The 14,614-nt window shown below is 70.7% G+C and carries 9 protein-coding genes; 6 read left to right on the top strand and 3 right to left on the bottom strand.

All coding sequences use genetic code 11. From position 1 onward, the window contains the following. The first annotated feature begins 216 nt into the window (after positions 1–216). Positions 217–3,822 carry a chromosome segregation protein SMC gene (gene smc, locus A6P39_RS14035; protein WP_067041246.1) on the top strand — a complete coding sequence of 1,202 codons (3,606 nt, stop codon included), beginning with the start codon at positions 217–219 and terminating at the stop codon, positions 3,820–3,822. Between the two features lie 202 nt (positions 3,823–4,024). After that, positions 4,025–5,443 carry a sugar porter family MFS transporter gene (locus A6P39_RS14030; protein WP_067041249.1) on the top strand — a complete coding sequence of 473 codons (1,419 nt, stop codon included), beginning with the start codon at positions 4,025–4,027 and terminating at the stop codon, positions 5,441–5,443. 379 nt (positions 5,444–5,822) lie between these two features. Here A6P39_RS14030 and A6P39_RS14025 read toward each other — a convergent pair whose 3' ends face one another. Further along, the gene (locus A6P39_RS14025; protein WP_067041252.1) at positions 5,823–6,794 is read right to left on the bottom strand and encodes an LLM class flavin-dependent oxidoreductase; all 972 of its coding nucleotides are present in this window, start codon (positions 6,792–6,794) and stop codon (positions 5,823–5,825) included. Between the two features lie 187 nt (positions 6,795–6,981). Then, a complete protein-coding gene (locus A6P39_RS14020; RefSeq protein WP_067041255.1) occupies positions 6,982–8,433 on the bottom strand; it encodes a cytosine permease in 1,452 nt (483 codons plus the stop codon). A 169-nt stretch (positions 8,434–8,602) separates the two neighbouring features. Between A6P39_RS14020 and ftsY the strand changes: the two genes are divergently transcribed. Beyond that, positions 8,603–9,808 carry a signal recognition particle-docking protein FtsY gene (ftsY, locus tag A6P39_RS14015; RefSeq protein WP_067041258.1) on the top strand — a complete coding sequence of 402 codons (1,206 nt, stop codon included), beginning with the start codon at positions 8,603–8,605 and terminating at the stop codon, positions 9,806–9,808. Between the two features lie 169 nt (positions 9,809–9,977). Here the strand turns inward: ftsY and A6P39_RS14010 are convergent, their stop codons facing one another. After that, positions 9,978–10,634, bottom strand: a complete 657-nt coding sequence (locus A6P39_RS14010) for a bifunctional DNA primase/polymerase (RefSeq protein WP_067041261.1) — start codon at positions 10,632–10,634, stop codon at positions 9,978–9,980. Positions 10,635–11,135: 501 nt separating this feature from the next. On the opposite strand from A6P39_RS14010, the gene nsdA reads away from it, so the two are divergent. From nsdA to A6P39_RS13995, 3 genes are all read left to right on the top strand, one after another. Continuing rightward, complete coding sequence (gene nsdA, locus A6P39_RS14005; RefSeq protein ID WP_067041265.1) at positions 11,136–12,614, top strand: transcriptional repressor NsdA; 1,479 nt, start codon at positions 11,136–11,138, stop codon at positions 12,612–12,614. 299 nt (positions 12,615–12,913) lie between these two features. After that, a complete protein-coding gene (locus A6P39_RS14000; protein ID WP_067041268.1) occupies positions 12,914–14,257 on the top strand; it encodes an ammonium transporter in 1,344 nt (447 codons plus the stop codon). Continuing rightward, positions 14,254–14,592 (top strand): P-II family nitrogen regulator, encoded by a 339-nt coding sequence (locus tag A6P39_RS13995; RefSeq protein ID WP_067041271.1) that lies wholly within the window; start codon positions 14,254–14,256, stop codon positions 14,590–14,592. The genes A6P39_RS14000 and A6P39_RS13995 overlap by 4 nt, the downstream gene beginning before the upstream one ends. Positions 14,593–14,614 lie beyond the last annotated feature (22 nt).

Here is a 14,614-nt window from a genome sequence, read left to right as displayed (position 1 = left end):
AGCGATCGGGCTGCCGTAACCAACCGCTCAGTTGATAGGGCGGCTGAAACCCAGCCGTCAGAGTTGGTAAGGGACGCTTCGGCGTCCCTTCGTTCTTCCCCCGTGCATCCTTTCACCCTCTTTAACGTACGGTGTGCCCTGCCTGTTCACCGGTGAAACCGCGCGGTTGCGAGGGTTCATGGAGTGAGACAGCGGCGCCCGGTAGAGTCCGGCGGCGTGCACCTCAAGGCCCTGACCCTCCGCGGGTTCAAGTCGTTCGCCTCGGCGACCACACTCCGGTTCGAGCCGGGCATCACGTGTGTCGTCGGCCCGAACGGCTCGGGCAAGTCCAATGTCGTGGACGCGCTCAGCTGGGTCATGGGCGAGCAGGGCGCCAAGTCGCTGCGCGGCGGCAAGATGGAGGACGTCATCTTCGCCGGCACCACCGGCCGCCCGCCGCTGGGCCGCGCCGAGGTGTCGCTGACCATCGACAACTCCGACGGGGCGCTGCCCATCGAGTACGCCGAGGTCACCATCACGCGGATCATGTTCCGCAACGGCGGCAGCGAGTACCAGATCAACGGCGACACCTGCCGGCTCCTCGACATCCAGGAACTCCTCTCCGACTCCGGCATCGGCCGCGAGATGCACGTCATCGTCGGCCAGGGCCAGCTCGACTCCGTCCTGCACGCCGATCCCATGGGCCGCCGCGCCTTCATCGAAGAGGCCGCGGGCGTGCTGAAGCACCGCAAGCGCAAGGAAAAGGCCCTGCGCAAGCTGGACGCGATGCAGGCCAACCTCGCGCGCGTGCAGGACCTCACCGACGAACTGCGCCGCCAGCTCAAGCCGCTCGGCCGCCAGGCGGCGGTGGCACGCAGGGCCGCCGTCATCCAGGCGGACCTCCGCGACGCCCGGCTGCGCCTGCTCGCCGACGACCTCGTACGACTGCGCGCGGCGCTCAGGACCGAGATCGCCGACGAAGCCGCGCTGAAGGAGCGCAAGGAAGCGGCCGAGCAGGAGCTGAAGAAGGCCCTGCTCCGCGAGGGCCTGCTGGAGGACGAGGTACGGCAGCTCACGCCCCGCCTCCAGCGCGCACAGCAGACCTGGTACGAGCTGTCGCAGCTGGCCGAACGCGTCCGGGGCACGATCTCGCTGGCCGACGCACGGGTGAAGAGCGCGACGTCCGCGCCCCCGGAGGAGCGGCGCGGACGCGACCCCGAGGACCTGGAGCGTGAAGCGGCCCGCATCCGCGAGCAGGAGGCCGAGCTGGAGGCCGCCCTGGACGCGGCCCAGCACGCCCTGGACGACACGGTCGCCCACCGGGCCGAGCTGGAGCGGGAGCTGGCCGTCGAGGAACGCCGGCTGAAGGACGTGGCCCGCGCCATCGCCGACCGCCGTGAGGGGCTGGCCCGGCTGACCGGCCAGGTCAACGCGGCCCGCTCGCGCGCCGCCTCCGCCCAGGCCGAGATCGACCGCCTGGCCACGGCCCGCGACGAGGCACAGGAACGGGCCGTTTCGGCACAGGAGGAGTACGAGGCCCTCAAGGCGGAGGTCGACGGCCTCGACGCCGACGACGCCGATCTGGCCGAGCAGCACGAGGCGGCCAGACGCAGGCTCGCCGAGGCGGAATCCGCCCTGGGCACGGCACGCGAGGCGCTCACCGCTGCCGAACGCAGCCGTGCCGCGACCCACGCCCGCCGGGAAGCCCTGGCCCTGGGCCTCCGGCGCAAGGACGGCACCGGAATACTGCTGGGCGCCCGGGACCGGCTGACGGGCGTGCTCGGCCCGGCGGCCGAGCTGCTGACGGTCACCCCCGGCTACGAGGTCCCCTTGGCGGCCGCCTTCGGCGCGGCAGCGGACGCGATCGCCGTATCCACGCCGGCAGCGGCGGCGGAGGCGATCCGCCTGCTCCGCAAGCAGGACGGCGGCCGAGCGGCATTGATCCTGGCCGGCGACGACGCGTCCCGCAGGAGCGCGGGGAACGGCGCGACAAGCCGCGACGTGCCCGCGGCCGCCGCAGTGTCCGCGACGGTACCCCCCGGTGGGCACACCGCCGCTGAACTGGTTCGCGGCCCCGCCGACCTCATGCCCGCCGTCCACCGCCTCCTGCAGGGAATCGTGGTCGTCGGCACCCTGGAGGACGCCGAAGAGCTGGTCTACGCGCACCCGGACCTCACCGCCGTCACCTCCGACGGCGATCTTCTGGGCGCCCACTTCGCACACGGCGGCTCCGCCGGGGCGCCGAGCCTGCTGGAGGTGCAGGCCTCCGTGGACGAGGCAGGTGCCGAGCTGGAGGAACTGGCGCTGCGGTGCGAGGAACTCACCGGGGCCCAGCACACGGCGGCCGGGCGGCGTACGGAGGCCGCCGCCCTCGTGGAAGAACTCGCAGAGCGGCGCCGGGCCGCCGACCGGGAGAAGTCGGCCGTGGCCCAGCAGCTCGGGCGGCTCGCCGGACAGGCACGCGGTGCCGCCGGGGAGGCCGAGCGGTCCGCCGCTGCCGTCGCCCGGGCCGAGGAGGCACTGGAGAAGGCCGTACAGGAGGCCGAGGAGCTGGCCGAGCGGCTGGCCGTTGCCGAGGAGATGCCGGTCGAGGAGGAGCCGGACACCTCCGTGCGCGACCGGCTCGCCGCCGACGGCGCCAATGCCCGGCAGACCGAGATGGAGGCCCGCCTCCAGGTCCGTACCCACGAGGAGCGGGTCAAGGGGCTCGCCGGGCGCGCCGACTCCCTCGACCGGGCCGCCCACGCCGAACGCGAGGCACGCGCGCGTGCCGAGCAGCGCCGTGCCCGGCTGCGGCACGAGGCGGCCGTGGCCGAGGCCGTCGCCTCCGGCACCCGGCAGCTGCTCGCCCACATCGAGGTGTCCCTCGCCCGCGCCGAGCAGGAGCGCTCCGCCGCCGAGGCCGCGAAGGCACGGCGCGAGCAGGAACTGACCGCCGCGCGCACCGCCGGCCGCGAACTGAAGTCGGAACTCGACAAGTTGACGGATTCGGTGCACCGCGGCGAGGTACTCGGCGCCGAGAAGCGGCTGCGCATAGAGCAGCTGGAGACCAAGGCGCTGGAGGAGCTGGGTGTCGAACCGGAGGGACTGGTGGCGGAGTACGGCCCGCACCAGCCCGTGCCGCCCTCGCCCCCCGCCGACGGCGAGCAGCTGCCGGACGACCCGGAGCACCCGCGCAACCAGCCCCGGCCCTTCCACCGGGCCGAGCAGGAGAAGCGGCTCAAGGCAGCCGAGCGGGCCTACCAGCAGCTGGGCAAGGTCAACCCGCTGGCGCTGGAGGAGTTCGCGGCGCTGGAGGAGCGGCACAAGTTCCTCAGCGAACAGCTGGAGGACCTGAAGAAGACCCGCGCCGATCTGCTCCAGGTGGTGAAGGAGGTCGACGAGCGCGTCGAGCAGGTCTTCACCGAGGCCTACCGGGACACGGCCCGCGAGTTCGAGGGCGTCTTCAGCAGGCTGTTCCCGGGCGGCGAGGGACGGCTGATCCTGACCGATCCCGACAACATGCTCACCACCGGCGTGGACGTCGAGGCCCGGCCGCCGGGCAAGAAGGTCAAGCGGCTGTCGCTGCTGTCCGGCGGCGAGCGCTCGCTGACGGCCGTCGCGCTGCTGGTGTCGATCTTCAAGGCCCGGCCGAGCCCGTTCTATGTCATGGACGAGGTCGAAGCGGCTCTGGACGACACCAACCTGCAGCGGCTGATCCGGATCATGCAGGAGCTGCAGGAGGCCTCGCAGCTGATCGTGATCACGCACCAGAAGCGCACGATGGAGGTCGCCGACGCGCTCTACGGCGTGTCGATGCAGGGCGACGGCGTCTCGAAGGTCATCTCCCAGCGCCTTCGCTAGCGCATCCCATCAAGATCAACTCACTCTGTGTTCAAGAAGTGAACATGGAGCCCTTGGGTATATCGAAAAACTCACAGACGTTGAAGTATTGACTTCGAAACTTGAAGGCATAGTCTCTGCAACGTTGCTTTTACCTTCAGGTCTCACCTGTAAGGGCTCGCCCCCACCCGCGGCAGCGTTGCCGTGGCCCGAGGAGATACCCGTGACCAGCACAACGCAGGCACCTCAGTCAGGAGCCAGGACGGCTCAGCCCGAGCATCTCGGGCACGTCATCTTCATCGCGGCGGCTGCCGCCATGGGCGGTTTCCTCTTCGGTTACGACAGCTCCGTGATCAACGGCGCGGTCGAGGCCATCCGCACCAAGTACGACATCGGCTCCGCCGCCCTCGCCCAGGTCATCGCGATCGCCCTGATCGGCTGTGCCATCGGTGCCGCGTACGCCGGCCGCATAGCCGACCGGATCGGCCGTATCCGGGTCATGCAGATCGCCGCCGTGCTGTTCACGGTGAGCGCCGTCGGCTCGGCGCTGCCCTTCGCGCTGTGGGACTTCGCCCTCTGGCGCGTCGTCGGCGGCTTCGCCATCGGCATGGCCTCCGTCATCGGCCCCGCCTACATCGCCGAGGTCGCCCCGCCCGCCTACCGCGGCCGGCTCGGCTCCTTCCAGCAGGCGGCGATCGTCATCGGCATCGCCATCTCGCAGCTGGTCAACTGGGGCCTGCTGAACGCCGCCGGCGGCAACCAGCGCGGCCACCTGATGGGCCTGGAGGCCTGGCAGGTCATGCTCGGCGTCATGGTCGTCCCGGCCGTCCTGTACGGCCTGCTCTCCTTCGCGATCCCCGAGTCCCCGCGCTTCCTGCTCTCCGTCGGCCGGCGTGAGCGCGCCAAGGAGATCCTCGCCGAGGTCGAGGGCGAGGGCGCCGACCTGGACGCCCGCGTCGCCGAGATCGAGCACGCGATGAAGAGCGAGCACAAGTCCACGTTCAAGGACCTGCTCGGCGGCGGCTTCTTCTTCAAGCCGATCGTCTGGATCGGCATCGGCCTGTCGGTCTTCCAGCAGTTCGTCGGCATCAACGTCGCGTTCTACTACTCCTCGACGCTGTGGCAGTCGGTCGGCGTCGACCCGACGGACTCGTTCTTCTACTCCTTCACGACGTCGATCATCAACATCGTCGGCACCGTGATCGCGATGATCTTCGTGGACCGCGTCGGCCGCCGGCCGCTCGCGCTCATCGGCTCGGTCGGCATGGCCGTCGGTCTCGCCCTGGAGGCCTGGGCGTTCTCCTCCCACCTGGTCGACGGCAAGCTCCCCGCCACCCAGGGCTGGGTCGCCCTGATCGCCGCCCACCTGTTCGTCCTCTTCTTCGCCCTGTCCTGGGGTGTGGTCGTCTGGGTCATGCTCGGCGAGATGTTCCCGAACAAGATCCGCGCCGCCGCCCTGGGCGTGGCCGCGGCCGCGCAGTGGATCGCCAACTGGGCCATCACCGCGAGCTTCCCGTCGCTGGCCGACTGGAACCTGTCCGGCACGTACGTCATCTACGCCGTCTTCGCGGCGCTCTCCATCCCGTTCGTCCTGAAGTTCGTCAAGGAGACGAAGGGCAAGTCGCTGGAGGAGATGGGCTGATCCTCCCGAAGGAGGCCCCCGAGACCGAGGAGAAGGGCCAAGTCCCCGCTGCCCCTCTCCTCGCACCATCCGCCGCCCCCGGCCCGGCCACTGCCCGGCCCGGGGGCGGTGGTGTCATGTGCGGCGGTCACCGGACGGCGACCCGGGCGCCCGGCTCCCGCGCGCGACGGGCAGCGGACCGATGGCGGCCGGCCGCTCCACGAGTGCCGTGGCGCGCGCCCCGGTCCCGGCCGCGGCCGCGGCCCGGTCCCGCAGGAGCGCAACAAGGCGATCTCTTCGAGGAGTTCGGGCCGTTCCCCGGCCCGCCACCGCCGTCCGTTCGCCGAACACCCGGGCCGGCGGCGGCCCTCCGCCCCGGCCGACCGGACACCGCCGCGGCTCAGCCGCCCAGCTCGGGCAGGACCCGTTCCGCGAACAGCCGCAGGCTCCGCCATCCCTCCTCGACCGGCATCCCGCCCACCAGCGGATGCAGGACGAGACTGTCCAGCCCCTGGTCGACGCACTGCTGCGGGGTGACGATCCGGTACACCCCCTCCGCGCGCAGGTCCTGAACCGTCGCGGCCGCCGACTTCACCGCCGAGCGGACCTGCCCCGACTGCCAGGAGGCGTACGTCCGCGCCTCGTGCAGGAGGTGCTCGCCGTAGTGTGCCCACGCCCGGTCCGGGTCCTCGGCCACGTGCAGGAGCGGGGTCTTGGCCGCGGGCATCATGACCCAGCCCTCGGTGCCGTACTCCGTGAGCTTCTCCTTGTAGTACGCCTCCAGCTCCGGCAGATGCGCGCTCGGGAAGAACGGCAGGCCCAGCCGGGCGGCCCGGCGGGCGGCGGCCTTCGAGGAGCCGCCGACCAGCAGCAGCGGATGCGGATCGGTGAACGGACGCGGGGTGAGCCGTACGATACGGCCGCGGTACGTGAACTCCTCGCCGGACCACGCCTTCAGGAGGGTCTGCAGCAGCTCGTCCTGGAGCCGGCCCCGGCGCCTGAAGTCCACGCCGAACAGGGCGTACTCCTCGGGCCGGTAGCCGATCCCGGCCACCGTCACCAGCCGCCCGCCGCTCAGCAGGTCCAGCACCGCGATCTCCTCGGCCAGCCGCAGCGGATCGTGCAGCGGGCCGATCATCGCCGACACCGTCACCGCGATCCGGCGGGTCGCCCCGAACACCGCGCCCGCGAACGCGAACGGCGACGGCAGCCAGTTGTTCCCGGCGCCGTGGTGCTCCTCGGTCTGCACGGTGCTGATCCCGTGCTCGTCGGCGTACGCGGCCATCTCCAGGGCGGCCCGGTAGCGGGCCGAGAGGGCGGCGGGGGTGGCGCCGGGAGCGACGAGGTTGAAACGGACGACCGTGACGGGCATGGGAAGTCCCCCTCCGGTACGACTCGGTGGAGGGGGACGTTAGCTGACGTAGCGTCAGATGGCCATGGAGGGGCGGGAGGCGGGCTCGCGGGATGACCGAAGCCGTACACCGAACCCGTACCCGCCGGGCCAAGGGCTGAGGCCGGCCGCAGCCGGACCGCCCACCGGCCCGACCGGCTGAGGCCCGTCACACGGAGGCGGTCGCGCGCTCCTCGGCCGGCTCGGTGACCTGCGCGGGCTTTGCCACCGCCGGCTTCGGCAGGGCCAGGTACAGCAGGCCCGAGATCACGATCGTGGCGACCCAGCCGAGGCCGTACTCGCCGATGACGTTGTTCTTCGCGAGCGGGCCGGTGAACCAGTCCGAGGTCGTGAACATCAGGCCCGAGACCAGGCCGATCGCCCAGGCGGCGACGGCCGCGGGGGAGAAGCCGCCCTTGTACCAGTAGGCGCTGGTGCGTGTGGTGTCGGTCATGGCCCGGCCGTCGTACTCGGTGCGGCGCAGCATGTCCGCGCCGAAGACACCGACCCAGGCGGAGAAGGCGACCGCCAGCAGCGACAGGAAGGCGATGAAGGAGCCCATGAAGCTCGTCGCCACCAGCATCAGCACCCCGCCGAAGACCAGCGAGATCACGGCGTTCACCGAGACCGCCCAGTGCCGCGGCACCTTGATGCCGAGGGTCTGCGCGGTGAAGCCCGCCGAGTACATCGACATCGAGTTGATGAGCAGCATGCCGATCAGCGCGATGAACAGGTACGGCACCGCGATCCACGTCGGAAGGATCTCGCCGAGGAAGGACACCGGGTCGGTGGCCGAGGCCAGGTCCGGCGTGGAGACCGCCATCACCGCGCCCATCAGGACCATGGGCAGGACGACGACACCGGCGCCGCCGACCGCCGTGCCCACGATCGCCTTCGACGAGGCCGTGCGCGGCAGGTAGCGGGTGAAGTCCGGCGCGGTCGGGATCCAGCTGACGCCGCCGGCCGCGATCATGCCGATGCCGGTGATCACGGCGGCCGTGGAGCCCGCGCTGTGGTGCATCACCTTCGACCAGTTCGTGTTCACCGCCAGATAGACCAGGACGAGCACGGAGAAGACGCCGAAGAGGTACGTCGCGTACTTGTTGCACTTCTGCACGGCGTTGATGCCAAGACCCGAGATCGCGAAGGTCGCGACGACGAAGATCAGCAGCATCACCATGTCCAGCACGCTGTTCGCCTTCAGGCCGAACAGGATGTCCAGGATGGTGAGCATCGCGTAGGCGCCGGTGACCGCGTTGATCGTCTCCCAGCCCCAGCGCGCGACCCAGATCAGCGAGCCGGGCAGCAGGTTGCCGCGCTGGCCGAAGACCGCGCGCGACAGCGCCATGCCGGGCGCGCCGCCCCGCTTGCCGGCGATGCCGATCAGCCCGACCAGGCCGTACGACACGACCGGCGCGGCCACCGCGACCACCAGCGCCTGCCAGATGTTCAGGTGGTACGCCACGACGAGGCTCGCGCCCATCGTCAGCAGCAGCACGCTGATGTTGGCGCCGACCCAGGTGGGGAACAGCTCACGGGTCTTCGCGGTGCGTTCGTGATCCGGGACCTGCTCGATGCCACGGGTCTCGAGAGCGCCTTCGGTCTCGACGGTTTTGCTCATGGAAAAAAGGGCCAGACGTGGGGGGACAGGGACGATCGGACTCTACGCGCGTCAACTGAGTCGCCACCATCGTACTTTGCTCCGACTCCTTGCTTTTGGTGGCGTTTGTCTCTCGGAGGAAGCCACAAACGGGGTTCCGTCGTAACCCATGGCTGATACTGGACAGGTTATGGAAACCGTCATCCTTGCTGTAGTCATCGCCGTGGTCGTGCTCGGCGCGCTCGGCGGGCTGATCGTGGGCAGCCGGCGCCGGAAGCCGCTGCCTCCGCCGCCCCCGAAGACGCCCGACATCACCGCGCCCCCGGCCGAGCCGCACGTCGGCGACGAGGCCGAGACGCCGCGCGACGAACCGCGCCGGACGATCGAGGAGGTGGATCTCCCGGGCGGCCCCGCGCCGGTCGCCGTAGAGGAGCCTCCTGCTGTCGAAGAGGCTCCCGGGATCGAGATCCCGGAGCCCACCGCCGGACGTCTGGTCCGCCTGCGCACCCGCCTGTCCCGCTCCCAGAACGCCCTCGGCAAGGGTCTGCTCACGCTGCTGTCGCGCGAGCACCTGGACGAGGAGACCTGGGAGGAGATCGAGGACACGCTGCTCACCGCCGACGTCGGCGTCCAGCCCACCCAGGAACTGGTCGAGGGCCTTCGCGAGCGCGTGAAGGTGCTCGGCACCCGCACCCCCGAGGAGCTGCGCGGCCTGCTGCGCGAGGAGCTGCTCAAGCTGGTCGGCACCGACGTCGACCGCACGGTCAGGACCGAGCCCGAGGACCGCAAGCCCGGCATCGTGATGGTCGTCGGCGTCAACGGCACCGGCAAGACCACCACCACCGGCAAGCTCGCGCGCGTGCTCGTCGCCGACGGCCGCACCGTCGTGCTCGGCGCCGCCGACACCTTCCGTGCCGCCGCCGCCGACCAGCTCCAGACCTGGGGCGAGCGCGTCGGCGCCCACACCGTGCGCGGCCCCGAGGCCGGTGACCCGGCCTCCGTGGCCTTCGACGCGGTCAAGGAGGGCAAGGAGATGGGGGTCGACGTGGTCCTCATCGACACCGCCGGCCGCCTGCACACCAAGACCGGCCTGATGGACGAGCTGGGCAAGGTCAAGCGGGTCGTGGAGAAGCACGCGCCGCTCGACGAGGTGCTGCTGGTGCTCGACGCCACCACCGGCCAGAACGGTCTGGTGCAGGCTCGGGTCTTCGCCGAGGTCGTGGACATCACCGGCATCGTGCTGACCAAGCTCGACGGCACGGCCAAGGGCGGCATCGTCGTCGCGGTCCAGCGCGAGCTGGGCGTGCCGGTCAAGCTGGTCGGCCTCGGCGAGGGCGCGGACGACCTGGCGCCGTTCGAGCCGGAGGCGTTCGTGGACGCGCTGATCGGTGAGTGACTCCCCATGGATCAGCCTTCACCCACGGACCGCGACCGATGAGTGAGGAACCACGACGGCGACCGACCAGATCCGCGAGAGCGGCGTCGGAATAGGCGCGAAGAAAGAGAAGCGCCCGGCCCCAAGGTGCAGTTGGGGGCGGGCGCTTCGCCTTGTGCGGGACGGTTCTCTAGGCCCGCGAGCGGTGGGCCACGTACGCCAGTGTGCCCAGCAGCAGCCGGGCCGCCGGAGGTGCCGTCGCCGAGTCCAGCGCCGGCGGGCGCAGCCAGCGCACCGGGCCCAGGCCGCCCCGGTCGGAGGGCGGGGCCGTGATGTACGTACCGGGGCCGAGGCCCTGCAGGTCCAGCGCGGTGGGGTCGTCCCAGCCCGTGCGGTAGAGCAGCCGGGGCAGTTCGGCCGCGGCGCCGGGCGCTACGAAGAAGTGGGCGCGGCCCTCCGGGGTCGCGGTGACCGGACCGAGGGGCAGGCCCATGCGCTCGAGGCGGGCCAGGGCGCGCCGGCCGGCCGCCTCGGAGACGTCGATGACGTCGAACGCCCGGCCCACCGGCAGCATCACGGCGGCCCCCGGGAACTCGGACCAGGCCTTGCTCACCTCGTCCAGCGTGGCCCCGGCCGGCACCTGGGGCGCGAACTCCAGCGGGTGGGCGCCCGGCGCCGGGCACTCGGCGCGCCCGCACGAGCAGGCGCCCGCCGCGGCCCGCGCGCCCGGCACCACGTCCCAGCCCCACAGCCCGGTGAACTCGGCGACGGCGGTGCACTCCGAGGAACGGCCGCGCCGACGCGTGCCGGAGCGGATCTCGCGAATGCCGCCGATCGTGAAGCCCATGCCCCCTCCAACGGGTCCAGCGCGCCGGTGGTTACGCCACGGAATGAGACGAAAGCGGACCGTAGTGCCATGGCTTCGCCTTCCCGCGCCGGCCCGGGATCAAGCGCGAGGTCAAGGCAGCGCCATGAAGCGCTTCGGGTCGTGCATCGGGGCCTGCGCGCCCCCGAGTGCGTCACTCCGCCCACTTCCGGCTGTCCTATGTCAAGTGAATCGCGTAAGGGCGACCGTGAGTTCATTCGAAGGGGTGGCGAATGGTGGCGTTTCCTGGATCGCCATGGCTGGACCGGTGATCGTAGGATTACTGTGAGTGTGCGAGTCCTGGGGGCATATGCATCCATGGGTATGCCGGAGGCGAGTCGCCAACCCGTTCGAAGGGTGGCAACCGGCGGACGGGAGCCTGTATTTACCGGCATTCTGATAGGGCTGGCGCGTGACGGTCTCCCTCCGGGGCGGCCGAGGATCGCAATGGCGACAAGTGATCTCAGGGATGGGGGCGTTCCAGTGAGCGGCAACGGCGGTAGCGGGACGAACGCTGACAAGCGCCCCAACGAGCTGCTCGGTTCGTGGTTCGTGCGCAGTGGCTGGTCCAAGGGCGAGCTGGCCCGCCAGGTGAACCGCCGGGCACGCCAGTTGGGTGCCAACCACATCTCCACCGACACCTCGCGCGTACGGCGCTGGCTGGACGGCGAGAATCCCCGCGAGCCGATCCCGCGCATCCTCTCGGAGCTGTTCTCCGAACGCTTCGGCTGTGTGGTCTCCATCGAGGACCTGGGCCTGCGCGCCGCCCGCCAGTCACCCTCCGCGACCGGCGTCGACCTGCCCTGGACCGGCCCGCAGACGGTCGCCCTGCTCGGCGAGTTCTCGCGCAGCGACCTGATGCTCGCCCGGCGCGGCTTCCTCGGCACCTCCCTCGCGCTGTCCGCCGGCCCGTCCCTCATCGAGCCCATGCAGCGCTGGCTCGTGCCGAGCCCGGCCTCCCCTGTCCCGCCCGAGCCCGAGCCCTTCCTCGACCCGCGCCGCCCCGGCCGCCTGTCCAAGCCCGAGCTGGACCTGCTGGAATCCACCACCCGGATGTTCCGCCAGTGGGACGCCCAGTGCGGCGGCGGCCTGCGCCGCAAGGCGGTCGTCGGCCAGCTGCACGAGGTCACCGACCTGCTCCAGGAACCCCAGCCCGAGGCCACCACCCGCATCCTGTTCAAGGTCGCCGCCGAGCTGGCGGAGCTGGCGGGCTGGATGTCGTACGACGTCGGCCTGCAGCCCACCGCGCAGAAGTACTTCGTCCTCGCCCTGCACGCGGCCAAGGAGGCCGGTGACAAGCCGCTCGGCTCCTACGTCCTGTCCAGCATGAGCCGCCAGATGATCCACCTCGGCCGGCCCGACGACGCCCTGGAGCTGATCCACCTCGCCCAGTACGGCAGCCGCGACTGCGCGAGCCCGCGCACCCAGTCCATGCTGTATGCGATGGAGGCCCGCGCGTACGCCAACATGGGCCAGCCCGGCAAGACCAAGCGCGCGGTCCGCATGGCCGAGGACGCCTTCGCCGAGGCCGACGAGTGGGACGAGCCGGACCCCGACTGGATCCGCTTCTTCTCCGAGGCCGAGCTGTACGGCGAGAACTCCCACTCCTTCCGCGATCTCGCCTATGTCGCCGGCCGCAGCCCCACCTACGCCTCCCTCGCCGAGCCGCTCATGCAGCGGGCCGTGGAGCTGTTCGCCATGGACGCCGAGCACCAGCGGTCGTATGCGCTCAACCTGATCGGCAAGGCCACCGTGCACCTGCTCCAGCGCGAGCCCGAGCTGGGCACGGCCTACGCCTCCCAGGCCATGGAGATCGCCAAGAAGGTCCGCTCCGAGCGGGTGAACACGCGTATCCGAAAGACGGTCGACACGGCCGCACGGGACTACGGCGACCTCGCCAGCGTCGTCGACCTCACCGACCAGCTCGCCGTGGACCTCCCGGAGACCGCCGAGGCCGTCTGACGATCCCCGGCACACCGAGCCCCGGCCGCGGCCGGTCCTCCCGAACTGCCCGACTCGGCTCCCCCATGCCAGGTCATCGGAGAGGCCCGCCGCGGCCGGTTTGCACCCCTTCGCGAGATCTCGCAATTCATCGGCACGTAACACGCAGGGCGCCTTCGTCACCCCGGCGAAACAACGAGGGGCTTTCACCGAAACCGCGCTGCGTCAGTCTCTGGCGCATAACCGGCCCACCCCCCGCTACCACCGGACCGCCCAGGCACCGCCCGCACGGGGCCGTAGAAACCGACGAGGAGACGCCGATGGCTCCAGCCATCACGCTTGCCGCGGAGGCACCCAAGCTGTCGTCCGCGAACACAGGCTTCATGCTCATTGCTTCCGCCCTGGTGCTGATCATGACCCCGGGCCTCGCCTTCTTCTACGGAGGCATGGTCCGGGTCAAGAGCACCCTCAACATGCTGATGATGAGCTTCATCGCCATGGGCATCATCACCATCCTCTGGACGCTCTACGGCTTCTCCCTCGCCTTCGGCACGCACAACGGCCTGATCGGCTGGAACTCGAACTGGTTCGGGCTCAGCCACATCGGCCTGACCGAGCTCTGGCCCGGATACACCATCCCGATCTTCGTCTTCATGGTGTTCCAGATGATGTTCGCCATCATCACCCCGGCCCTGATAAGCGGCGCCCTCGCCGACCGCGTGAAGTTCTCGGCCTGGTGCCTGTTCATCGCCCTGTGGGCCACGATCGTCTACGTCCCGGTCGCCCACTGGGTCTGGGGCGCCGACGGCTGGGCGTTCAAGCTCGGCGTGATCGACTTCGCGGGCGGTACGGCGGTCCACATCAACGCCGGTGCGGCGGCCCTCGGCGTCATCCTCGTCATCGGCAAGCGCGTCGGCTTCAAGAAGGACCCGATGCGCCCGCACAGCCTTCCGCTGGTCATGCTCGGCGCGGGTCTGCTGTGGTTCGGCTGGTTCGGCTTCAACGCGGGCTCCTGGCTCGGCAACGACGACGGCGTCGGCGCGCTGATGTTCGTCAACACGCAGGTCGCGACGGGTGCCGCCATGCTGGCCTGGCTCGCCTACGAGAAGATCCGGCACGGCGCGTTCACCACGCTCGGTGCCGCCTCCGGCGCGGTCGCCGGTCTGGTCGCGATCACCCCGTCCGGCGGCGCGGTCTCCCCGCTCGGCGCGATCGCCGTCGGTGCCATCGCCGGTGTCGCCTGCGCCGCGGCCGTCGGCCTGAAGTTCAAGTTCGGCTACGACGACTCCCTCGACGTCGTCGGCGTCCACATGGTCGGCGGCATCATCGGCTCCCTGCTGATCGGCTTCTTCGCCACCGGCAAGGGCCAGTCCACCGCCACCGGTGTCTTCTACGGCGACCACTCCTTCACCCAGCTGTGGAAGCAGTGCGCCGGTGTCGGCGCGGTCCTCGCCTACTCCCTGGTCGTCTCCGCGGTCCTCGCCTTCCTGCTCGACAAGACGATCGGCATGCGGGTCACCGAGGACGAGGAGATCGCCGGCATCGACCAGGCCGAGCACGCCGAGAGCGCCTACGACTTCAGCGGCACCGGCGGCGGTGTCATCGGCTCCGCCGCCCACGCCCCGGCCCTGGCCGCCGCACAGACCAAGAAGGTGGACGCATGAAGCTCATCACCGCCGTCGTCAAGCCCCACCGGCTGGACGAGATCAAGGAGGCGCTTCAGGCGTTCGGCGTCCACGGGCTGACGGTCACCGAGGCCAGCGGTTACGGTCGGCAGCGGGGCCACACCGAGGTCTACCGCGGTGCCGAGTACACCGTCGACCTGGTCCCGAAGATCCGTATCGAGGTGCTGGCCGAGGACGACGACGCCGAGCAGCTGGTCGAGGTCATCGTGAAGGCGGCCCGCACCGGCAAGATCGGTGACGGCAAGGTCTGGTCCCTGCCGGTCGACACGGCCGTACGGGTCCGTACCGGCGAGCGCGGCCCCGACGCGCTCTGACACGACAGCAGAACAAGACGGG

The organism is Streptomyces sp. FXJ1.172, from assembly GCF_001636945.3.
Lineage (GTDB): Bacteria > Actinomycetota > Actinomycetes > Streptomycetales > Streptomycetaceae > Streptomyces.
The sequence above is the reverse complement of the archived record's forward strand: the minus strand, read 5'-3'. Positions and strand labels throughout refer to the sequence as shown.

Coding starts and splice junctions, on each gene's coding strand:
- ftsY (WP_067041258.1), top strand. CDS start 8,603: ATGGAAACCGTCATCCTTGCTGTAGTCATCGCCGTGGTCGTGCTCGGC.
- A6P39_RS14010 (WP_067041261.1), bottom strand. CDS start 10,634: ATGGGCTTCACGATCGGCGGCATTCGCGAGATCCGCTCCGGCACGCGT.
- A6P39_RS14020 (WP_067041255.1), bottom strand. CDS start 8,433: ATGAGCAAAACCGTCGAGACCGAAGGCGCTCTCGAGACCCGTGGCATC.
- A6P39_RS14025 (WP_067041252.1), bottom strand. CDS start 6,794: ATGCCCGTCACGGTCGTCCGTTTCAACCTCGTCGCTCCCGGCGCCACC.
- A6P39_RS13995 (WP_067041271.1), top strand. CDS start 14,254: ATGAAGCTCATCACCGCCGTCGTCAAGCCCCACCGGCTGGACGAGATC.
- A6P39_RS14000 (WP_067041268.1), top strand. CDS start 12,914: ATGGCTCCAGCCATCACGCTTGCCGCGGAGGCACCCAAGCTGTCGTCC.